Origin of the sequence: Rheinheimera oceanensis (assembly GCF_018831085.1) — a bacterium.
Lineage (GTDB): Bacteria > Pseudomonadota > Gammaproteobacteria > Enterobacterales > Alteromonadaceae > Alishewanella > Alishewanella oceanensis.
In genome coordinates, this window is the sequence record NZ_JAGPNM010000010.1 from 92,539 (window position 1) to 115,088 (window position 22,550).

Below are 22,550 nucleotides of genomic sequence, written 5' to 3' on the forward strand. Positions count from 1 at the left end.
GGATGACTGCGATGAAGGCATTTGAACTTAAAATCCCGCCGCTTGTGTTAGTGGTGCTGTTTGCCTTAGCCATGTGGTTATTAGCGCATCTGGTACCGTCTTTGGCGCTGCCACTCAGTTGGCGGCTGCTATTAGCCGGTATTTTTGCTATTACCGGTATAGCGGTAGCTCTGTCTGGCGTGTTGGTTTTTCGCCGCGCGAATACCACGGTAGACCCACGCGTGCCTCAGCAAACATCCAGTCTGGTCATTCGGGGTATTTACCGTTACAGCCGTAACCCCATGTATTTAGGATTTTTACTGCTACTGGCGGCATTGGCCTGTTACTTAATGAGCGCGGCAGCGCTGGTGTTGCTGCCGCTGTTTGTGCTGTATATGAATCGGTTTCAGATAGCACCGGAAGAACGCCACTTGCTGCATAAGTTTGGCACTGAGTATCAGGCCTACACCACGCAGGTAAGGCGCTGGTTGTAGAGCCATGTTTTAAGTTTAGTGATTGTGGCTTTGGGTTTTTAACGGCTTAATGGTCAACTCAAAGCCGCAGGCATGAGCATACTTTAGTAACGTAGACCAGCTGGGGTTAGCGTTGCCCCGTTCTAAACGGCTGATATTGCTTTTCTGAGTTTGCATTTTCTCCGCGACCTCCGCCTGGGTAAGCCCAGCCTGAGTGCGCATAGACAGTAGCTGGTCAATAAAGGAAAATTCACTTTCCAGTAGTTCATACTCAGCTTTAACTTCCGGGTTGGCTAAAGCGCGTTGCTTAAACTTTTGCAGACTCATAATTTTTGCACCTCTTGTTGTCGCTGCCGGGCCAGTTCAAGATCCGCCTTTGGCGTTTTCTGCGACTTTTTGATAAAGGCATGTAATACGTATATGTGTTTACCCTGCAAATAACAGAATAATCCACGGCCAATACCTTCCTGTGCTTTGGCCCTGATCTCGAATAAACCACCACCCATAGCATCAGTATGCGGCGGGCCTAAATTTGCGCCATGCTGCTCCATCAGTTCAAGCAACTTAAGCATTCTTGCCTGGATCTTCGGTGGCATGGCCAGAATTTGTTCATCTACTCCTTTGTAAAAGTCTATCTTCCAGTTCATAGATGACTCATTGGTTGCTTTATATGATAACTCTCTGCCGTCATGTTGTCGAATTATGGCTCTACTAATTTAACAACGGCTTTAAGTAATGCCCGGTATAGGACTTGTCACAGGCTGCTACCTGCTCGGGTGTACCGGTGATTAGTATTTCACCGCCGCCGCTGCCGCCTTCGGGGCCTAAGTCTACTATCCAGTCGGCGGTTTTTATTACGTCCAGATTATGCTCGATCACCACTATGGTGTTGCCGTGATCGCGTAGCCGGTGCAGCACGTTCAGCAATTGCTGGATATCGTAAAAATGCAGGCCGGTGGTGGGTTCATCCAGAATATACAGCGTTTTGCCGGTGTCGCGTTTGCTTAGCTCACGAGCCAGTTTTACCCTTTGTGCTTCACCACCCGACAGTGTGGTGGCTGATTGCCCCAGTTTGATATAGCTTAAGCCCACATCCATCAGGGTTTGCAGTTTACGGTTAATCGCCGGTATGGCATCAAAGTAGGTCAGCGCGTCTTCTACCGTCATATCCAGCACTTCGTGGATATTCTTGCCTTTGTATTTTATCTCCAGGGTTTCGCGGTTGTAACGCTTGCCTTTACAGACATCGCATGGCACGTACACATCGGGTAAAAAGTGCATTTCTACCTTAATAACACCATCGCCCTGGCAGGCTTCACAGCGGCCACCTTTGACATTAAAACTAAAGCGGCCTACCTGATAACCGCGTGAGCGTGCTTCCTGAGTACCGGCAAACAGCTCGCGCACGGCGGTAAAAATACCGGTGTAAGTAGCGGCATTGGAGCGCGGTGTACGGCCGATAGGGCTCTGATCAATATCGATAACCTTATCAAAGTGATCCAGGCCTTTAATTTCTCGGTGTGGTGCCGGGTCATCGCCCTCGCCCTTGTTTAATACACGGTGCGCCACGCGAAACAGCGTATCGTTGATCAGGGTAGATTTACCCGAACCGGACACGCCGGTGATACAGGTCATCAGGCCGAATGGAAGAGCAAGATCAACATCTTTTAAGTTATTGCCAGTTGCGCCAACTACCTCCAGCCATTTTTTGCCTGGTTTATGGCGTTTTTTCGGCACTTCTATTTTGCGGGTGCCGGATAAATACTGGCCGGTCAGCGATTCCTGCGCTGCCATAACCTGCTCCAGTGTGCCCTGGGCTACAATACTGCCACCATGTACACCGGCACCGGGGCCAATATCGATAATATGGTCGGCCATACGTACTGCATCTTCATCGTGCTCTACAACGATTACGGTATTACCTAAATCGCGCAGGTGGCGCAGCGTGCCAAGCAGGCGATCATTATCGCGCTGGTGCAAGCCAATAGAGGGCTCATCCAGTACATACATTACGCCAACAAGACCGGCGCCAATCTGGCTGGCCAGGCGGATACGCTGCGCTTCACCGCCGGATAAGGTTTCGGCACTGCGCGACAGGTTAAGGTAGTTAAGGCCAACGTTAACCAAAAAGCTTAAGCGGTCCTGAATTTCTTTTAGTACTTTTTCAGCAATTTGTGCGCGCTGGCCGGTAAGGGCCAGTTGCTGGAAAAATGCCATACAATCGCCGATAGACAGCTCGACAATTTGCGGCAGGTTAGTCTGGCCGATAAACACATGGCGGGCTTCTTCACGTAAACGGGTGCCGTTACAGCTGGGGCAGGCCTGATGCGCCAGATACTTGCTCAGCTCTTCGCGTACAGAGTTAGACTCCGTCTCACGATAGCGCCGCTCCATATTTGGCAAAATGCCCTCAAACGGATGGCTGCGCTGCACGATATCGCCGCGATCGTTCAGGTATTTAAAATCTATTACCGTTTTGCCGCTGCCATGTAAAATCGCGTCTTGCTGGGGTTTGGTCAGGCTGTTAAAGGGCACATCCAGCGCAAAGCCGTAATGCTCGGCCAGTGATTTAAGCATCTGAAAATAATAAAAATTACGCTTATCCCAGCCGCGTATAGCGCCGCCTGCCAGGCTAAGCTCGTCGCTGACAATCACTTTATTGCGATCAAAATATTGCTTAACGCCCAGGCCATCACAGCTGGGGCAGGCTCCGGCCGGGTTATTAAAGGAAAACAGCCGTGGTTCAAGCTCTACCATCGAATAGCCGCAGCTTGGGCAGGCAAAGTTGGCGGAAAACACCAGTTCGGCCGCACCGGGCTCGTCCATCAACGCAACTTTGGCCACCCCGCCGGATAACGCCAGTGCGGTTTCAAACGACTCGGCCAGCCGGGTTTTTACATCATCGCGCACTTTAATGCGGTCGATCACCACTTCAATAGTGTGTTTTTTATGTAAGTCGAGCGTTGGTGGGTCGGATAAATCACACACTTCGCCGTCGATACGGGCGCGGATATAGCCCTGGGCGGCTAAGGTTTCCAGTGTTTTTACATGCTCGCCTTTGCGCTCCTGTACCACCGGTGCTAATACCATTAAACGGGTGCCTTCGGGAAAGGCCGTTACCTTATCGACCATTTCACTGATAGTTTGTGCCGCCAGCGGTAAATCGTGTGTGGGGCAGCGCGGCTCGCCAACGCGGGCAAATAACAGCCGCAGGTAGTCATAAATTTCAGTAATGGTGCCGACTGTAGAGCGCGGGTTATGCGAAGTGGACTTTTGCTCAATGGAAATAGCCGGTGATAAGCCCTCGATATGATCAACATCGGGTTTTTCCATCAAACTTAAAAACTGCCGCGCATAGGCAGATAAGGACTCAACATAGCGGCGTTGCCCTTCAGCATACAGCGTATCGAACGCCAGCGACGACTTGCCGGAGCCGGATAGCCCGGTGATCACAATCAGCTTATCGCGTGGAATGGTCAGCGAAATATTTTTCAGGTTATGGGTACGGGCCCCGCGAATATCGATTTTATCCATTGTGGTTTCCGGTTATCAGCAGTGAAGGCTCTAAGGCTGTACAAATATACACTATGTGGGGCGAAAAAAAAGCCTCCGCGTTAAGCGGAGGCAATACGGGTGAAACAAGGGAGTGGATGTTAAAAGGTATAGCTGATACTAAAATCAATACTGCGCGGCATAATATAGCGGCCGTTCGGGCTGCCTGCGCTGCGCGGATCGCCTTCGGTAATGCCGTCTTTATCGGTCAGGTTGGCTACCGATAATTGTGCTTTTAGCTGTTGGGTAATATCCAGCTGCACGCCCAGGTCAATTTTATTGTAGCCATCCAGTTTAACGCTATTGGCATTATCGCCGTAACGATCCGCTACCGATGATAAAGTGCCGTATACTGTGGCGTACATATCGCCTACATCAAAGCCATAGCTTGGTGTTATCCGCAGCATCCATTCCGGCTGACGGATAGCCTGATTGCCTATCACCAGCGGATCCGGATGGTTGGTAATTTCGGTGTCCTGTACGGTGGCGTTCAGGTTTACTGCAAAGCCGTTATCCGCGCGGTAGTTGGCGTCAAACTCAATACCCATAGCTTCCGTGGTTAATACTTCTGCCGGGGCACCTGGGCGGGATACAAACAGCTCGCCGTCAACTTCGTTGTAAAAGCCTGTCAGGTACATGCTGTAATTTTGCTCGGCCCATTTATAACCCAGCTCATACTGGGTAACTTCTTTAATCAGCTTGTCGCCGCTTTCAAAAGCGCCGAAATTGTCACGGAAGTCATCAAAAAACGGCATTTTATTGCCTTTGTTAACGCGGGCAAACATACCCATATTGCGCTGCCACATCCAGTTAACGCCGGCGGTCCAGGCGGTTTTGCTTTCGTCGTAATTTACTGCTTTGCTGATATCGCCGGTTAAGCCTTCATCAACCACATAAGTAATTTTATGGTTTTCGCGCCGGGCGCCTACATCTACCCGCCATTGTTCATTTAACTGATATTCTACTGCGGCATAAAAGGCGCTGGTATCGCCATCGCCGGTGGCGTCGATATCGTAGTTCCAGCTGCAGCTGGCCAGTGTATCGTTACAATCAATGCCTCGTAGTTCTTCGCCGCCTTTTTCTACCACAAACCAGGATTGATTACCGATAGACCACCAGTCCTGCACTGAGAAGTTGGTGGCGTAGTAACCCAGGGTAAATACGGCGTTGTCGGTAGTTTTGCTGAAAGATAAATCGTTGGTAAAAGCTTCAATATCTTTTAATACCACCCAGCGGCCGATTTGCTGTACCACGGTGTCGTTATCATAAGTGGTACCGGTGGTAACGCCGGTGACCGGGCCATTAATGCCCTCTACATTACCCAGCGTGGTAGCGCCGCCTTCCGGCACCAGGCCAAAGGTATTGGCTTCGCCTTCAATATGGCTAAAGCGGTACATTAACCGCCAGCTGTCGGTTAAGTCTAAATCGACGGTGCCGCCGGTAATGCCGCCGTTCCAGCCACGGCCATCACCAAAGTCATAGCTTTTTTGCTCGTTATCCGGGCCGTAGGCTATACGGCCTAAGCGGTTATTGGGGCCAATCTGGCTATATTTGTTATCTACTCCGGGAGCGTTCAGTGCTACCGGTAAATGCCATACACCGTGATCGTCAGTCTGGCGGGTGTATACATTAATACTGCCGTTATCCAGCTCTTTGGTGACATTAACCGTAAACTGATGGCCTTTTTCTGAATTAAAGCCGGTTTCACGCGGGCCTTCTGAGCTGCTGATATAACCACCGGCCATAACATACAGCCGATCAGCAATTTCACCGCTAACCACACCATCTACCCGGCGCAGGCCATAGCTGGAGGTAGAAAACTTCACTAAGCCTTCAGTTACTTCACTGCCTTCTTTTAACAGAAAGTTAGTGGTTAAGCCCGGCTGACCATTTGACAGTACCGGCGTTGAACCACCACGCAGTGCTTCCATAAAATGTACGGTTTCATCGAGGCGGAAAATCGACGAGTTTTCTAAAAAAGATAAAGTCGGCGGCGGGAAAATCGGCGCGCCGTTTAGCTGTATGGTTAAAAACGGTGCGTCGCCGGTGCTGGGAAAGCCGCGTACAAACACATTAGCACCTGCCACACCGCCTGAGCTTTCTGCCCATACGCCCGGTACTACGGTAAACAGCTCTGCGGTGCTTTTTGGTGCCAGCTTGGCGATATTTTCGGCCGACACGTTGGTAATGGCATAACTGGTATCGACTTTAAAGCCAGACATACCGCTGGCTTTACCGGTAACAACAATTTGTTCTATGTCACCCTGGCTCTGTGCCGGGGCGTTGGCCTCTGTATTGGTCTGCGCGATAAGGGGCATACTGCAAACCAGCGCCAGAGCGGCGCTGATCTTGTTGAGTCTGGCTACCATGTATTGTTCTCCTGCTATCCTGTCGATGATTACACTGGCTGATTTTTGCTCGCTTTTAGGTGCTGCTTTAGTCGGTATAGTGCCGTGCGGATTTAAACATAGGCCATATTGCAATCGATTGCAATATGCTGAGTGATGTTTTTGCATACGATTGCAAAACAAATTTATCGGTTAAAAACATAAAATATGCCACCAGCTTGCCGGTGGCGTTGCGACACCACGCTGCTTAAGGCATTATTGATGGCACAACAGGACAAAGCAGTAAATCCAGGCAGGTAAAGTGACGATTAAACCGGCAAAAACCATGACCTTATCTGATATTGCCCGGCTGGCCGGGGTGTCGGAATCTACCGCCTCGCGCGCGCTGCGCGATAATCCGGTAATTAATGCGCAAACCCGGCAGAAGGTGCAGCAAATTGCCGCTGATCATCAGTTTAAGGTGAATGCCACCGCCCGTAGCCTGCGTACGCAAAAAAGCCATACTATCGCCGTGATTATTCTGTTTGACGCCAAAACCCAGCAGGCCATTACTGACCCGTTCCTGCTGGATATTTTGGGGGTGATCGCCGACGAGCTGACACGCCAGGGCTACGACATGCTGCTAAGCACCAGCAAAACCACTGATAAAGACTGGCGTAGTTATTACTTTGATTCAAAACGTGCTGACGGCCTGATTGTTATCGGCCAGGGCGAACACGACGAGCGGGTAGAACAGCTCAGTAACGCCGGCGTGCCCTTTGTGGTGTGGGGCGCAGCTACCGGCACAGAGCGTTTTCCGGTAATTGGCAGTGATAACCGCCAGGGTGCACAGCTTGCCGTAACGCATTTGCTGGCGCAGGGCTGCAAGCGTATCGCCTTTTTAGGTGATATCCGCCATAGCGAAATTGAAATGCGTTATCTGGGGTATCAGGATGCGCTGCAAGCTGCTGGTATTCAGCCAGAGGCTAAATTGCAGCTTAATACCGATTTTACTGCCCAGGCCGGTTATTTACAGACGCAGCAGGCGCTGTTTAGCGAACTTGGCAGCCTGGACGGTATTTTCGCTGCCAGCGATGCTATTGCCATGGGTGCAATGAAAGCACTGCTGGAGCATGGCATTAAAGTGCCACAGCAACTGGCGCTGGTCGGTTTTGATGATATTGCGATGTCGGCGTACTGCACACCGTCGCTAACCACAGTAAAGCAGGATACTCACGCCGGTGGCAAACTACTGGTAGCGCAATTGTTAAGCCGGATTAACGGTGGCAAAGCCGCATCGCAGCTGCTGCCGGTAAAGCTAATAGAACGCCAGTCCAGCTTGCGAAAAGAGTAGTTGCACTTAAAGCCGTCTGGTTAGGTTAAACTTTGCCGTGGCTTGCGTTTATTGAACGCCAAACCCGCTGACGGAGCAATCTGCTTGTCCTCACAGACTGTGATGCCAGATGGGGCGACACAGAGTGTCTGAGCCCTGCCGCAGGCAAAAGGGCGAGTTGCTGTGGCGAGCCCAGCGGGTATTACAGTCTGTGCGTTGTCACCTGACTGAAAATGCGAACCGCCACTGCTGCAGCGGTAATTACAACTTCAGTAAATTTGTCAGTGTAATTGCAGCTACGTCCGGATATACCTTTAATGCCCCACTTAGGACCCTGGCATCACCAATACCTATCGCTTTCATACCGGCGCGGTTAATTGCTTCTATGCCGGCCAGTGCGTCTTCGACACCGATACAGTGCTGTGGCGCTACACCCAGGCCGCTGGCAGCGAGTAAAAACACTTCCGGGTCGGGCTTGCTGTTAGTTACCTGATTGGCATCGGCAATATAGTCAAACTGCGCCGCTATACCTAAGCGTTCTACGACAAAGGCGGCGTTTTTGCTGGCCGAGGCCAAACCAATTTTAATACCACTGTGTTTTAACTCAGCAAACAATGGCTGTACGCCGGGATAGAGGTTATCCGGCGTAATATGGTCAATAAGCTCCAGATAATGAGCGTTTTTTTGCTGCATCAGCCGTGCTTCTTCAGCCCCGCTTAGTGTTAAGCCGCCTTTTTGCAAAATCCAGCGTAGTGAGCCCAAACGGTCAACGCCTTTTAGCTGCTCGTTGTCATGTTCGGTAAAGGTAATACCCAGCTCACCGGCTAAGGCTTTCCAGGCATAAAAATGGTAAATAGCAGTATCGGTAAGTACACCATCCAAATCAAAAATTACCGCTTGGCAGCTCATACAGATACTCCAATCGCTTTACTAACGGTTTGGCCGCAGGTTAACGCTACAGCCTGGCCAGCGTGATACAAGGTTAACGGCTCGCCGCTAAGCAACTGATAACTGGCTTGCTGCTGATTAGCGCTAAACTGCAGCACCCGGCCACGGTAACTTAAACGGAAACTTAAGCGGGGTAATTGCGCTGGCAGTTGTGGGTTAAAATACAAGCCAGCAGCGCGTGAGCGCACGCCGGCAAAGCCCATTACCAGCGACATCCAACTGCCGGCCATACAGGCAATATGCACACCAAACTCGGTATTGGCATGGTGGTTATCCAGATCCATCCGCGCGCTGTCACCAAAAAATTCATGTGCTCTTGTGGTATCGCCGGTTTCGGCAAACAGAATGCTGTGAATACAGCTGGATAAGCTGGAGTCATGCGTAGTCAGTGGCTCGTAGTAGGCTAAATCACGTTGCTTTTGTGCCTGTGGAATGGCATCGTCCAGCAATAACAGCGCCAGTACCACATCGGCCTGTTTTAGGACCTGATGGCGGTAGATCACCAGCGGGTGGTAGTGCAACAATAACGGGTATTTATCGGCCGGGGTGTTGGCAAAGTCCCACGGTTGGCGGCTTAAAAAGCTGTCATCCTGCGGGTGCACCTGCAACTGTTCATCAAACGCCAGATACATATGCTCAGCAGCTTGCCGCCACTGTTGTATTTCTGTTGCGGTTACCCCCAGCCGGTTTAGCAGCGGGCTTTGTTCTGCCTGCAGTTTTTGCATTATTTCCAGCGTAAAACGTAGCTGCAACTGCACCATAGCATTGGTATAAAAGTTGTTGTTTACCAGGGCTGAATATTCGTCTGGCCCGGTGACCATATGAATTTCAAACTTACCGCTGCGCGCAGAAAAGAACCCCAGCTGCAGCCATAGCCGTGCGGTTTCAACCAACATTTCGCCGCCCATTTGCTGCATAAAGGCCCAGTCATCAGTGGCCAGATAGTAACTGCGGATAGCATAGGCAATAGCCGCATTTATATGGTACTGCGCGGTGCCGGCCGGAAAATACGCCGAGCACTCTTCGCCGCCAATAGTACGCCACGGGTACAGTGCGCCGCGGTTGTGTGACATCTGCCTTGCGCGCTCTCGCGCTGCATCCAGCTGGCTGTAGCGCTGGCTCAGCAACTGGCGGGCGATGTCCGGCTGGGTCAGGCTCATTACCGGCACCACGTAAATTTCAGTGTCCCAGAAATAATGGCCGTCATAGCCCGGGCCGGTTAAACCCTTAGCGGCAATATTACTCTGGCCATTGCGGCCGGCTGACTGTGCCAGGCTAAACAGGTTAAAGCGAATGGCCTGCTGCAGGGCAATGTCGCCCTCTATGCTTACGTCTGCCTGCTGCCAGAATTGCTGCCACCACTGAGTATGCTCGCTTAACAAGGCCGCAAAACCTTGCTGCTGCGCGTTACTAAGTAACTGCAGTGCCTGTTGGCCCAGGTTGTTGCTATCGTCAACATTGGTGCTGTGGCAGTAAATCACCAGTTTATGCAGCGTTTTTGTTTCGCCTTGCTGCAGTTGTAAAGCAAAGTGCTGGGTTAGTTTGTTACTCTGGCTGTCGTCCTGTGCCTGCAAAGTTGTATTTGCCGGCAACACATGGGTAGCCGCGGCCGCGACAATAAAATCGGCGCCTTTGGCGCGGTGCAGCATCAGGCTTTGCTCACCGCTGAACTGCTGGCTAAGCAGGGTTAAGCTATCGGCGATAGCCATTTCGCCAACGCGCGGATCATCTTTTTTATAGAAGCCCGGATAAGCCGCATCCAGAGCGCTGGTCAGGATAATCTCACCGGAAAAGTTCAGTGCGGTAATGCTCAGCTCAAGCGCCATTAAATGCGGGTTAGCCTGTGATACAAAACGCCGGCTGGCGATACGTAACTGCTTACCGCTTTGGCTTTGCCACTCAGTGTGCCGGCTTAATACACCCTGTTGCAAATCCAGCGTGCGGCTGTGGCTGGCCGCGTTAGCCGCACTGAAGGTTTCGCCGTCTACACTCAGTTGCAGCACTTTACCATTGGCTACCTGCAGCATTTTATGGTTATGTCTGGCAAAACCGTAAGCCGATTCACCGTAATGAATAGGCTCACTGCTGTACACGCCGTTTAAATAGGTGCCTTCGCAGCTGGCAATACCAGCCGGGGTGCCTTCTTCCAGTGTGCCGCGGCTGCCGATATAACCATTAGCCAGGCTGAGCAGGGTTTCCTGCAGCAGTAAATGCTGTGGCTGATAGTGGCTGTCGGTTAAAGCCCACGGCTCAGTAGTAAGTGGCCGCACGGCAGCATGGGGATGTAACGACATAAAACATACCTGACTTAATTGCAGTGAATAAGCTTAATATACAGCTTTTGCAATCGATTGCAATATGCAGCGAAAGCGTTGTATAGTGCAAAATGTCAGCAAACAGACTGGCAACAGGGTAAAACAACTATAGCTGTGCTACACAGCATAAAAATGAGAACCAGATCATGGCCACTTTGCGTATCCGCTTGTCGCTACTGTTAACCTATTTTGTATTTGCCATTCTGCTAAACAGCGTTGGTACGGTGATTTTGCAGGTGATCCACACTTACCAAATCAGTAAAGAAGCCGCCAGCGTGCTGGAAGGCTTTAAAGATATTCCTATTGCCGTAGTGTCTTTTATTATTGCCTCTTACCTGCCACGGCTGGGTTATAAAATGGCACTGCAAATTGCATTGGTGCTGGTAATGCTGGCCTGTGTACTGATGCCGCTGATCCCGGCATTCTGGACCACCAAGCTATTGTTTCTTACCGTGGGGGCTAGTTTTGCACTGGTAAAAGTCTCGGTATATGCCAGCATTGGCGTGGTAACTAACACCAAAGCTGAACATGCATCCCTGCTGAATTTTATTGAAGGCGGTTTTATGCTGGGTGTGTTATCGGGGTACTGGCTGTTTTCGGCGTTTATGGACCCTGCCGCACCAGAATCTGACGGCTGGTTGCAGGTGTATTGGCTACTGGCACTGTTATGTGCGGCCAATCTGGCACTGCTAAGCAGCACGTCTTTTCCCAAACTGGAATTACCGGCGGCCCAGCCATTAAAGCAGGATTTTATCGCTATGCTGCAACTGGTGTATAAACCGCTGGTATTTGTATTTGTGTTATCGGCGTTTTTATATGTGTTGATAGAACAAGGCATTGGCAGCTGGCTGCCAACCTTTAACAATGAAGTGCTAAAGCTGCCAAATCAGCTTAGTGTGCAGCTAACCAGCATTTTTGCCGCCAGTCTGGCGTTGGGGCGTATTCTGGCCGGTGTGGTATTGAAGAAAATATCCTGGTATGTGCTGCTAAACAGTTGCCTGCTGGCAATGGCGCTATTGATCCTGCTAACGCTACCCTTAACACATAATATTGAACATACAACTGATGTTGGCTTATTTACCGCCCCGCTGGCAGCCTATTTATTTCCGCTGATTGGCCTGTTTATGGCACCGGTTTATCCGGTTATTAACTCGGTAATATTAAGTGCTCTGCCCAAGGCGAGGCATGCCGCCATGACAGGCCTTATAGTGGTGTTTTCTGCCCTGGGTGGTACCACCGGGTCTATGGTTACCGGTTATACCTTTGCCAACTTTGACGGCCAGACGGCATTTTATCTTTGCTTGCTGCCGCTAAGCTTACTGTTGTTGTCTGTTGGGCTGTTTCACCGCCAGAGTAAGCGGGTTGTGGCCTGATTTGTCGCATTACACCGGTTAACCGGGCTCAAATCCGCTTAAAGCGTGCTGGTTCTGTGCTACACTGGCGCGCTTATTTCAGCAGTTAGTTCTTATCTGATGCATCAACTGAATTCTTTAGAAAAACGTGCAGCTATGGCACTGGCGCTGGTATTTTCCAGCCGCATGCTGGGCCTGTTTATGTTGCTGCCGGTGTTTGCCCTGTACGGCAGCGAACTGCATGGTTTCTCGCCATTATGGGTAGGCCTGGCCATTGGTGCTTATGGCTTAACCCAGGCTATTTTGCAAATTCCGCTTGGGTGGTTGTCTGACCGTATTGGCCGCCATAAAGTGATGCTGGGCGGGCTGGCGCTGTTTGCCACAGGCTCAGTGGTAGCTGCGCTGGCCGATTCTGTTTATATGGTCACCTTCGGCCGTATTTTGCAGGGCGCCGGCGCTATTGCCGGTGCCATATTGGCCTTAGCAGCCGACTTAACCCGCGAAGAACAGCGGCCCAAAGTAATGGCAATAATTGGCGCCAGTATCGGCTTAAGTTTTGCTGTGGCAATGGTGCTGGGGCCTTTACTGGCTAAATGGGCCGGGCTTAGCGGCGTATTCTGGTTTACCGCTGTGCTGGCTTGTGGCGCTATGCTGGTGGTGGCATTGCTGCTGCCCAAAAGTGTTAACAAAGCGCCGATGGCAGAAACGCTGGCGTTGCCACAAAGTTTGGGTAGCATGCTTAAACACCGCCAACTGCTGCAGTTGGATTTAGGCGTGTTACTGCTACATTTAATGCTGACAGCTATGTTTGTCGCGTTGCCGGCACTATTGCAACACTATGGCCTGATATCGGTAAAACACTGGCAGTTTTACTTGCCGGTGTTGCTGGGATCTTTTGTGCTGATGATCCCGATGATGATTATTGCGATGCGCAAAGCGCAGGAAAAAGGCTTCTTTTTACTGGCCATAGCGCTGCTGATCAGCGCCATGCTACTGGCATTACTGCTGCCTGGTTTTACTGCGCTGACAATAGCTTTATTACTGTTTTTTATCGGCTTTAACTTTTTAGAAGCCAGCCTGCCGGCATTGGTTTCGCGCATTGCACCGGCAGGACAGCGTGGCAGCGCTATGGGTATTTATTCCAGCAGCCAGTTTTTTGGTGCATTTTTAGGCGGTGTAACCGGTGGTGCACTGGTACAGCACTTTGGCTACCAAGCATTGTTTGCCGCATTGGCCGTTATTGGTTTAATATGGCTGTTAGTTGCCTGCACCCTTCAGCTTCCTCCACGTGCCCAGCGTTTGTCTCTGGCCGTGTCGTTAACCAGCGAACAGCAAGCCAGTGCGCTGGCAGCGCAGCTGACCACCCTGAATGGGGTGCAGGAAGTTACAATTGTTCTGGCAGAGCAGCGCTGTTATCTGAAAGTCAGTTCAGCACAGTTTGATCACACCGCAGCGCAGGCTGTTATTACAGCCGCCGGGGCTTAAACATTTTTTAGGAGAATTCGCATGGCGCGTGGCATTAATAAAGTTATTCTGATTGGTAACCTGGGTACAGACCCGGAAGTGCGCTATATGCCGCAAGGTGGCGCAGTGGCGAATTTAACGGTAGCAACTTCAGAAAGCTGGACCGACAAAGCCACTAACGAGAAAAAAGAGCAAACCGAATGGCACCGCGTGGTAATTTATCAGCGTTTGGCTGAAATTGCCGGTGAATACCTGCGTAAAGGCAGCAAAGTGTATATTGAAGGTAAGCTGAAAACCCGTAAATGGCAGGATAAAGACGGTGTAGAGCGTTACACCACCGAAATTATTGCCAACGAGCTGCAAATGTTAGATGGCCGTGGTGATGGCCAGCAACAAGGTGGTGGTATGGGCGGCGGCCAGCAGGGCGGTTACCAGAAACCGGCTCAGCCACAAGGCGGTTACCAGCAAGCGGCACCCCAGGCTGCACCGGCTTATCAGGCTCCACAGCAAGGTGGTTATCAACAGGCTGCACCACAGCAAGGCGGCTATCAGCAACGCCCGGCCCAGCCACAAGGCGGATACCAGCAACCGGCCCAGCCGCAACAACGCGCACCAATGGAACCGCCAATCGATTTTGACGACGATATTCCGTTCTAGGTTTACAGTTTGTATTTTGTAAAGACGATTTAAGATAAAACGGAAATTTACTTTATACATTAGCAGGTTATAGCCAAAAATCAAGTTGTTTACCTTTTAGGTAATTCAGCTTGGTTTTTGGGATTTTCTTCTGTTTTAAAATGTAAAGACGAGTGTAAAGACGTCGATTGTTTGCGACAAAAGTAGGTTTTTAACCGCTTTTTGTATGTTGAAAAGCATCTGAAATGACGTTTTTTCGTGACAATAAAACCAAGTTTTTCAAAACTGAAATACCTTTAAAATCAGTGCTATACTTCCAACTTGTTGTTAGGTTGTCTGGAGTGATGCAATGGCTTATTCTGTTCGCCTCATAGAAGTCGAGTCGCATGGTGATCGTGAAGTGATCGTATGTGACAAAGACGGTATGCCTCCTATTGATATCAACATGTATGTTGCCCGCTTCCGTGCACGCTCCCACTCCTACCGCTTAGATGTCGCTCGTGCAGTTACAAAAATTTATGAGTGGGCAGAAAAGCAGAATATCGATCTACTCGAACGGATGAAAAGTGGCGAGTTTTTGAGTTTCCTCGAAATGGATTCTTTTAAAGAGGATCTTCGTTACCGGGTTAACGCCCCGACACAGGCACCTGCAACCATCGAAGCCGCTGTGAACACGTTCATTGGCACAGAAACTTATCGACATCGTGCTAATAAAATTATTCACTATCTGCAGTTTCTCGGACATGTCTTCGCTGGCACGCGAAAGAGATCAGATCCCTACGCTGGTAACATGAGAAACTTCATTACCCAGTTCCGCCAACTCTTGATTGAGCGAGGGGGATTAAAACATGGGAAACAACGGTATGGGTTGACTGACGAGCAAGTGACTAAAATATTGTGGTGGGTTAATCCTGAGAATCCACAAAACCCATTTCAAAAGAGGGTCAGATTGCGAAACCAACTTGTTGTTCACATTCTGATCCTGACTGGTGTCCGTGAAGGGGAGCTTCTGTCGATGCGTCCCGATGCATTAGTCAGAAAGTCATATGGCTATGCACTTCGGTTAACTCAGAACACCACTCTGGATTTAGATCCGCGGGCCAACCCGCCAAATGTCAAAACCTATACCCGTGATATTCCGATCAGCGATAAAGTTGCACAAATGGTCGATACCTACATTAACAGTGAACGCAAACAACGTGGCAAAATTGTAGCTAAGGCCCCGCCATATTTGCTACTAAACTCTCTTAAAGATCCGCAGCCCATGACATATAGTGGTTTGTATCATATTTGTGAACGCATTCGTAAGCTGGATCCTGAGATGTTTCATGATCTTCTTCTCTACCAATTCAGGCACACCTTTAACGACTTAATCGTTTTGGAATCTGGTCTTGAGGTGGGCTCAGAAGAATTTAAAAATATGCAGCGAGAGTTGTGTGGTTGGACTTCAGATAGTGAGCAGGGGAAAAATTACACCAAACGTTCTAGAGAAATTTTAGCGGCGCAATACTTGCAAAAAATTTCATCACGGTTTATTTTGTAAACAACATTTCCGCTAGGAGACGGAATGTTCTACTTGAAGGTTGACCAGGATTGTCAGCTAAGGCCGAGGATCAGGCTGATGGTAATCATCAGGTTATGCTCATTTAAAGACGGATCAATTTGATTGTTTGTGTAAAGCGTCGTTCAATTTAGACGCAATTACCTTACTTAGCCATATAAACTCGAAGTTACTCAAAGCCCTGTTTTAGTAGGGAGGGGTACTTCATGGCTGATGAGGTAAGAGCCCATGACACAAGCAACCCGCGCTAGACTGAAACCCAACGCGATTATCCCCTCTATTGAAAGACCCTTGTTTAACAAGGCGTTTATCATGAGTCGTTCCCGGCGAATAGATACCTCTGGTGAAGTCTGGCAGATTGGTGAGAGCCATCCCGTCGCTTTGAATTGGACACTATTGAGTCGATATCCTGATGAGCTTCTCAGTCAGATCAAATACGCATTCGAGTACTTCCTGAGCAAACTGGCTCCGGATTCAGTGATGCGTTTTTTAAAGGTGCTCAGGCAGCTTTGCCATTTTGTTGATGAATGGGAAGACGAGCAGGACATCGCTTCTCAACTGAGTGATTACATCTTTGACTTTGTCGTGTCGAACAGGAATAACGATGACGAGTCCACGTTAAACCTGATCAGACACTGGTATTTACGTTCATACCACTTAGGGCTGTCACTCTTTGAACGCAAAACCTGTCAGGTGTTCTCCAAGTTGTATTTTAAAGGCAATCATAAGGGCATGGACGTCATGGTCTACATGGAGGGACGATCGCCCCTTCGCTCGGATGAGCTAACTTTGTTACGCAAAGCGCTTTATGAGTGTCGTCAGCGTATTACCCCTTACCACCCTATCTTCCCCAAGCTCGTCGCAACCTGGATGTTTGTGGTGTTGGGGGTAAGGCCTAGGCAACTGCTGCTGCTGATGACGTCAGATTTCTCTGTCAACGTTGATGAAGAGACAGGCAATAAAACATACTTGTTGAACGTCCCCTCCGTTAAAAAACGCTATACGTTGCCTCGAACACAGTTTAAGTCACGTGTCTTACCAGTGTTCTTAGGAGAGTTGTTGGAGCAACTCATTTCTGTCAATTACGGTGACTTATTCTCAAGTCAGTTGATGGCTAGTAACGAAGAGCAACTGCTTTTCATCGGAAGAACTGACAATGGAAGGCGAAAACGGCAGGCCACTTTTGAGAGGTTTGAAGCATCGCCTGGGCACACATTTTTTAAGGATGCACCTGGTGACGTCATAGCGTTCATTGATGAATCGCGAGTGAGTCAAGGACTGCCTGCTCTGGACTTAAAATTAACGCCAAGACGTCTTCGTAAGACCTTTGCGACCCACGCTGCATTGATGGGAGCGCCGGCGATTGTGTTGATGGAATTGCTAGATCATGAAGATCTGCAGCATATCATGGTGTACTACCAGCTAGGGGTGAACTTCGCCCTGCGTGTTGACGCGGTTTACCAGAAACATTTCGGTGATCACCTCGCATTCTTTGAGGGGAAAATCACCTTAAAGGAGCTGGTGAAACGAAACAACATCAATACCGTCTTCGGCCCTGACTCGCTAAAAAAGCTTGTTGGCATTGGCCTTTGTGCCAAGGGCTCTCCCTGTTCATTGCAACCCCCCTATTCCTGTTATGGCTGCAATAAGTTTGAAGCATCCAATGACATCTCAGTTCATCAGGAAGTGCTAATGGCAATGCAAAACGAAGTGAGGGATAAATTCGGGGACGATGCGCCCCCCGGATTCTATACCGTGCCGCATATCAACGCATGCAATGAACTCGTTCGTCGTCTGGAGGTGGATCATGAGTAAGACCAACACACTGAAACTGACATACACGTTACTGCCCGATATCAGTGTTGAAGAGCGGGATACTCCGCTAGATAACATTGCTCGTTTGTGGTCGCCAACACAGAACTGCGAAGAGAACTTTGCTCAGTTAGTCGATTTGGGGCAAAAGTTATGTGCGCTGGTCTTTAAAGGCCAAGTTGATTGGCATCATCACATTTGGGACATCACGGGCTTTGAACCTACGGTTATGGCCAGAGGTTTAGCCGAACGAAGTTATGTGCTTTTCACTCAGCGCTCTGGGCTCAAAAAGGGCGTCAAACAAAAACGGGGCGATGAAAAACCCTTTGCGGAGCCGTTTGCCTCGTTTGCAAAAGCGTTGATTGTGACAGCACATGCCAATCGTCCTATTGGGCACAATGCCCATATGGTCTTGATGCGGGCACTGCGTTATTTGTATGAAGTCGGTGAGTTGCATGGTTGCCAACATGTCATTCAATTCTCACCCGGGTTGTTTGATGAAGCGATGAAACTCGCCATTCAGCATGGCGAAAAGAGCTCCACACTTTATGTGACTGGCGAAAAGCTCAGTTATATTGCTGATAGGATGCAAGAGCTTGGCTTAACTGTCATGCCAATGAGTTGGGTTAATCCAATTAGCCGCAGTGCAAAGCACGGTGGCAACCTTCAATCCCGTAACACACCCGAGATCCGCAAACGACGTGCGGAAATGCTACCCAAGACCGAGGTGTTGGTCTTCTTCTCTGCCCTCTGGCAACACTATGACGAGCTGGAAGAGCGTGACAAAGCACTCACCTGCATGGCTGTGATCTTGATGGCCTGCGGTTTCAGGATGGATGAGTTCGTGAGTCTGGATCTCAACTGCATTCCGACCCGGGATGAATTTATGGCGTATGAGCCTGAACTTGATCCACAAAGTGGTCGCTATTGCCGGCTATTGAAGATCCGGGTTCTGGCCAGAAAACGATATGTCTGGGACAGTAAAATTGTTCCGCCCAGCATGACAGAGATCATTTTCACGGCAATTGAACGGCTAATCGCCCTTTCTCGTGAGCAACGGGATGTTTGCCGGATGCTGCTTGAGCAGGGCAAGTGGAGCAAGTTCATGCACTTTGATGACAACGAGTTGCTAACCTCACGGCAGATCATGGAGGTTATAGGGGCGTCGTCGATAAGTAATACCATCACGACCCTAAGACGCTATGGAGTGATGCCAGCGCCAGGCTCAAAGCACAAGAGCACGTACTTCAAAGTCGCCGACATTCATCAGGGCTTTAGTAATGCCTATAAGGAACGCATCAGGCCAGTGATAGACGGGATCGGCATGGCAAAAATCAAGGTTCCCCTTTGGAATATCATCACACTGCGTTTTAAAGATCAGTATACGCCCAAAGAGATGTTGAACGTGTTTGCAGAGCCGCTTACCGGTACGCAGATCCGGGATTTTTTCAATGGTCGTGATTACGTCTCGCGTGTATCCGGTGATAGCGCCAGAATACTCAACGTATTTGAGCGTTACAGCTTCCCTGAGTTGAGAGATATCCACCACGATACCGAAGTGCGAACACATCAGTTCAGGCATCTGCTAAACACTATCATGCAGGAGTCGGACGCTTTTTCGCAGGAGGAGATCGCGAAGAACTTTCTGCGCTCAGGCACCCGGGATAACAAGGCATATAACCATCGGTTGCCTTCCAACTCGGTTGAAGCTGCACTAAGAAACGTGAATAACGCCGTTTTCAAAACGCCTCAGGATGTGCCGTTAGAGGAGGCTGCGGCATTAGCACGCCGCTTTCCTTTGCTCACGCCTAATGAGCTCGCCAAAGATCTGGAGAGCTTTGGTAGTTCACATATCATGGATATTGGTCGCTGCCGACATGACTATGTTCAGGGGCCCTGTGGCTTACATTACGCCTGCTTGCATAACTGCAAGCATTACCGGCGCACAAAAGGAGATGAGCAGGAAATAGCCCGCCTGACTACACGTAGAAATATCGCGCAGGCACAAATGGACCGGGCACTGGAAGATGCCCAGGAGGGCTTTACCGGCGCCAATGCGTGGTATTTACATCACAAGGATTTGGTAGACGGATGCAATGCCGCATTAGCAATAGAGGAAGATCCTGACCACAAACCGGGTGACATCGTTCAAATCTTCCCCAATGGTCGTGATTCCTGCGAGGTATAAGGATGACGACAAGATATATCACTGATGAAGCAGAGCAAAAAATTGTTCAGCTCCTTGATGAGTGGGCAACAGGGTGCTTCGGGACAGGATTGTCCTGGGCAAACCTTCAAAAAGCGTTTGGTTATAGCCGCCAAGCGCTTAGTGCAAATCCGCGTATTAAAACAAAATATCAGGAGGCAAAGCAGGCCCTTAAGGCACTGAAAACCCGCGTGCAGAAAGCCGGCTCAGTGGATAGCGAACTTGATCGCTTACGGGAAGAAAACGCCGAACTTAAAGCTCGCGTTGTCGAGTATGAGAAGCGCTTTACCCGTTGGATCCACAACTGTCATAAGCGGGCAATTAACCCCTTAGATCTTGATGAACCAATGGGTATAAGCTTGAAAACTGCCGCAAGATCGTTGGACGGGCGATAAATTTGGAGAAATTTTCACCATTTTGTGTCGCTTTTATTTGACATATGTCGAATAAAAGCTACATTCATGGTTAGCAACTGAACATGGCTAAGTAAGTGCTGACCATGGATGTGCCTGTTTGCCAGGGATGGTTTAGATTTGATGTTGGAGAAACGCGATGATGACTCAATCGGCAAATATCCTGACGCAATCAATGTTTGCGTTAAAAATCAAACAAACCCGCCTCAACAATGTTAAGGAGTATCTCTTAAACGCACTGCAAATCTCCCCTCAGCGAAAAGGGCTAGTCATGCTCTTGGGCCAAGGTACTGAGAAAAACAATGCTGAAGCACTTTACTGCTGGCTGGAATGCCAATCCAAAATTGATCCGGATTTCTCAACACTGTCACTTGGGGATATTGAGGGTCGTCTTCTACGGCACCTGGAGCGCGGCATGGACCAATGGCCTGACTAGTGGGCCTGTTGGAGCATCATCAATCGGGAATATGCTCGATCAGTTGCTCCACGGGAACCTCGAAGTAGGTGCAGAGGCGGTCGATGGTCTCGGTCGTGACGTTTCGGTGCTGCATATTTACCATCCGTGACAATGTCGCACGATGAATATCAGTGGCTAGCGCAACATCTTTCAACGTGATTTTTACTCCATCACGAATAGATTTTTGCTCGATTAACGTCATTAAGTGGTACCGGATCATCACCCCTCCTCAGGTTCCAATTCCTATCATAACCGGTTTTCAAAAAAATGAGCACCAATCTTCTGGTGCTGGAGGAAAAAGATGAGAGCAATTATCCGCGATACAGAAGGAAAGCTGACTCTTCGATTGAAGATGCTGGGTTGCCGGTTCAGTGAGAGCACTGGCTATGCCGATTCTACCGAGAACCGTTTACGCCTTAAAAACAAGTACCAACAGATCCAGAAGGAACTCCATCAAGGCACCTTTGATTACATGCTGCATTTTCCTCATAGCCGCAACGTATCGATGTTCAACGCATTGCAGTCTCGCTTTATTTCGCCAGGCTGGAGAGGCCTCCCGACCTTTGAGTCATTTTACAACCATCAGTTTGACAGAGCCCGCTATAAGCTTCCCAGTAAACTGATTTACCTCACGATGGGCTGTATTGGCAAAGAGAAAGTCGACGAGATTTTGGGGTTCCACCTCATGAAATTAGTAGAGGTGTTACGTACCGTGTTAAACATCAGTCAACGCGACCGTAGGGATACGATTGCCATGGTGATTGATGTGTTAGATTGCGCAGCCCTAACCTACGTATTTCCCAGACCATTTCAATTTAAGCCAGACTTTTCGGCATTAAGTGGGTTCCCGCTTACCCATGGCGATATGCTCAGCATTGCACATCATTTTCCTGTGAAGTACCGGGAGTACTTTCTTTTGCAATATTACCTCGGGATATCCGCGTCAGAGCTGCTGACACTTAAATGGGCCGATTACGACTTGCAAGCATCGTTGTTCAGAGTGGCTGGGCGGGAAATTAATGTTGTGCCTTATGCACGGCGTTTGCTCTTCGTGCAGATGAAAAAGACCGGTAACTATCAACACGTCTTTACTGATACACAGGGTAAAAGGCTTCGCATCAATTTAGCTTGGCTCTACAAAGAGTGTTGGCCAAAAGCATGCGCTCACGCCGGATTTCCGGGGATCGGGGCAAGTGCATTGAGGAGGGGATCCGTCGTTTACCTCTTCGAGTCAGGTTTAAGTGTCAATCAGATCTGCTCCCAGACCGGTATGTTTTATCGCCCGGCAATACATCGAATATTGACCCAACACCTTTTAAACCCGCAGGAGTAGTGTCCCATGAAGAAAAATGATGGAGGTCTTCTGCTGGCATTCACATTCGTTAAAGATGATTTTTTTCCTTTTAGCTATGTATATGGTGTGCGCCTATCTGAGAAATATGGCGCACACTTTATCAGGACAACTCCGGTAGAGAGAGTCGATTACGATGAGCAACGGATCTACACCATGCTAAACAGTTACCATTTTGTACTGCAAATCGATGATGAGGGTTACCGAAAACTTTTGTTTGAGCGGTTCGCCCATATTGTGATGCCGCTATGGGAGGAGGAGCTAATCCTTTCCCCCGCTGGGATAATGTTACACTGATATTCGGCGACAGAGGTGAGTGTCTGATCAAGAGCAATCATTACCCGGTAATGATCAGCTCTTTTTCATGTTTG

At 49.4% G+C, this 22,550-nt stretch carries 19 protein-coding genes; 12 read left to right on the forward strand and 7 right to left on the reverse strand.

Annotated features, from left to right (window positions below; all coding sequences use genetic code 11):
- The first annotated feature begins 11 nt into the window (after positions 1-11).
- Positions 12-473: a methyltransferase family protein gene (locus J3B89_RS18150; protein WP_215398997.1), complete on the forward strand. Its 462-nt coding sequence runs from the start codon at positions 12-14 to the stop codon at positions 471-473.
- Between the two features lie 15 nt (positions 474-488).
- Here J3B89_RS18150 and J3B89_RS18155 read toward each other — a convergent pair whose 3' ends face one another.
- From J3B89_RS18155 to J3B89_RS18170, 4 genes are all read right to left on the reverse strand, one after another.
- Positions 489-779: a helix-turn-helix domain-containing protein gene (locus J3B89_RS18155; protein ID WP_215398996.1), complete on the reverse strand. Its 291-nt coding sequence runs from the start codon at positions 777-779 to the stop codon at positions 489-491.
- Positions 776-1,099 (reverse strand): type II toxin-antitoxin system RelE/ParE family toxin, encoded by a 324-nt coding sequence (locus tag J3B89_RS18160; RefSeq protein ID WP_215398995.1) that lies wholly within the window; start codon positions 1,097-1,099, stop codon positions 776-778. Before J3B89_RS18160 ends, J3B89_RS18155 begins: the two co-directional genes overlap by 4 nt.
- A 64-nt stretch (positions 1,100-1,163) precedes the next feature.
- Positions 1,164-3,986, reverse strand: a complete 2,823-nt coding sequence (uvrA, locus tag J3B89_RS18165) for an excinuclease ABC subunit UvrA (protein WP_215398994.1) — start codon at positions 3,984-3,986, stop codon at positions 1,164-1,166.
- A 119-nt stretch (positions 3,987-4,105) separates the two neighbouring features.
- Entirely contained in the window at positions 4,106-6,373 is a 2,268-nt protein-coding gene (locus tag J3B89_RS18170) for a TonB-dependent receptor (RefSeq protein ID WP_215398993.1), read from the reverse strand.
- Between the two features lie 280 nt (positions 6,374-6,653).
- Between J3B89_RS18170 and J3B89_RS18175 the strand changes: the two genes are divergently transcribed.
- Positions 6,654-7,685, forward strand: coding sequence for a LacI family DNA-binding transcriptional regulator (locus J3B89_RS18175; protein ID WP_215398992.1), 1,032 nt, complete (start codon positions 6,654-6,656; stop codon positions 7,683-7,685).
- 240 nt (positions 7,686-7,925) lie between these two features.
- Here the strand turns inward: J3B89_RS18175 and pgmB are convergent, their stop codons facing one another.
- Together pgmB and J3B89_RS18185 are read right to left on the reverse strand one after the other, a co-directional pair.
- The gene (pgmB, locus tag J3B89_RS18180; protein ID WP_215398991.1) at positions 7,926-8,573 is read right to left on the reverse strand and encodes a beta-phosphoglucomutase; all 648 of its coding nucleotides are present in this window, start codon (positions 8,571-8,573) and stop codon (positions 7,926-7,928) included.
- A complete protein-coding gene (locus J3B89_RS18185; RefSeq protein ID WP_215398990.1) occupies positions 8,570-10,906 on the reverse strand; it encodes a glycoside hydrolase family 65 protein in 2,337 nt (778 codons plus the stop codon). Before J3B89_RS18185 ends, pgmB begins: the two co-directional genes overlap by 4 nt.
- Positions 10,907-11,073: 167 nt before the next feature.
- Here J3B89_RS18185 and J3B89_RS18190 point away from each other — a divergent pair, with 167 nt between their 5' ends.
- From J3B89_RS18190 to J3B89_RS18225, 8 genes are all read left to right on the forward strand, one after another.
- Positions 11,074-12,300 carry an MFS transporter gene (locus J3B89_RS18190; protein ID WP_215398989.1) on the forward strand — a complete coding sequence of 409 codons (1,227 nt, stop codon included), beginning with the start codon at positions 11,074-11,076 and terminating at the stop codon, positions 12,298-12,300.
- 99 nt (positions 12,301-12,399) lie between these two features.
- Positions 12,400-13,764, forward strand: a complete 1,365-nt coding sequence (locus tag J3B89_RS18195; protein ID WP_215398988.1) for an MFS transporter — start codon at positions 12,400-12,402, stop codon at positions 13,762-13,764.
- A 21-nt stretch (positions 13,765-13,785) separates the two neighbouring features.
- A complete protein-coding gene (gene ssb, locus J3B89_RS18200; protein ID WP_215398987.1) occupies positions 13,786-14,400 on the forward strand; it encodes a single-stranded DNA-binding protein in 615 nt (204 codons plus the stop codon).
- Between the two features lie 328 nt (positions 14,401-14,728).
- Complete coding sequence (locus J3B89_RS18205; RefSeq protein ID WP_215398986.1) at positions 14,729-15,922, forward strand: site-specific integrase; 1,194 nt, start codon at positions 14,729-14,731, stop codon at positions 15,920-15,922.
- Between the two features lie 246 nt (positions 15,923-16,168).
- Positions 16,169-17,755: a tyrosine-type recombinase/integrase gene (locus J3B89_RS18210; RefSeq protein ID WP_215398985.1), complete on the forward strand. Its 1,587-nt coding sequence runs from the start codon at positions 16,169-16,171 to the stop codon at positions 17,753-17,755.
- Complete coding sequence (locus J3B89_RS18215) at positions 17,748-19,940, forward strand: hypothetical protein (protein ID WP_215398984.1); 2,193 nt, start codon at positions 17,748-17,750, stop codon at positions 19,938-19,940. The genes J3B89_RS18210 and J3B89_RS18215 overlap by 8 nt, the downstream gene beginning before the upstream one ends.
- 2 nt (positions 19,941-19,942) lie before the next feature.
- Positions 19,943-20,353: a hypothetical protein gene (locus J3B89_RS18220; protein ID WP_215398983.1), complete on the forward strand. Its 411-nt coding sequence runs from the start codon at positions 19,943-19,945 to the stop codon at positions 20,351-20,353.
- 157 nt (positions 20,354-20,510) lie between these two features.
- On the forward strand, positions 20,511-20,807 hold the full coding sequence (locus tag J3B89_RS18225; protein ID WP_215398982.1) for a hypothetical protein: 297 nt from the start codon (positions 20,511-20,513) through the stop codon (positions 20,805-20,807).
- 19 nt (positions 20,808-20,826) lie between these two features.
- Here the strand turns inward: J3B89_RS18225 and J3B89_RS18230 are convergent, their stop codons facing one another.
- Positions 20,827-21,030, reverse strand: coding sequence for a helix-turn-helix domain-containing protein (locus tag J3B89_RS18230; protein WP_251372534.1), 204 nt, complete (start codon positions 21,028-21,030; stop codon positions 20,827-20,829).
- Positions 21,031-21,129: 99 nt separating this feature from the next.
- Here J3B89_RS18230 and J3B89_RS18235 point away from each other — a divergent pair, with 99 nt between their 5' ends.
- Positions 21,130-22,161, forward strand: a complete 1,032-nt coding sequence (locus J3B89_RS18235; protein WP_215398980.1) for an Arm DNA-binding domain-containing protein — start codon at positions 21,130-21,132, stop codon at positions 22,159-22,161.
- A gap of 6 nt (positions 22,162-22,167) precedes the next feature.
- Complete coding sequence (locus J3B89_RS18240; RefSeq protein ID WP_215398979.1) at positions 22,168-22,476, forward strand: hypothetical protein; 309 nt, start codon at positions 22,168-22,170, stop codon at positions 22,474-22,476.
- The last annotated feature ends 74 nt before the right edge of the window (positions 22,477-22,550 follow it).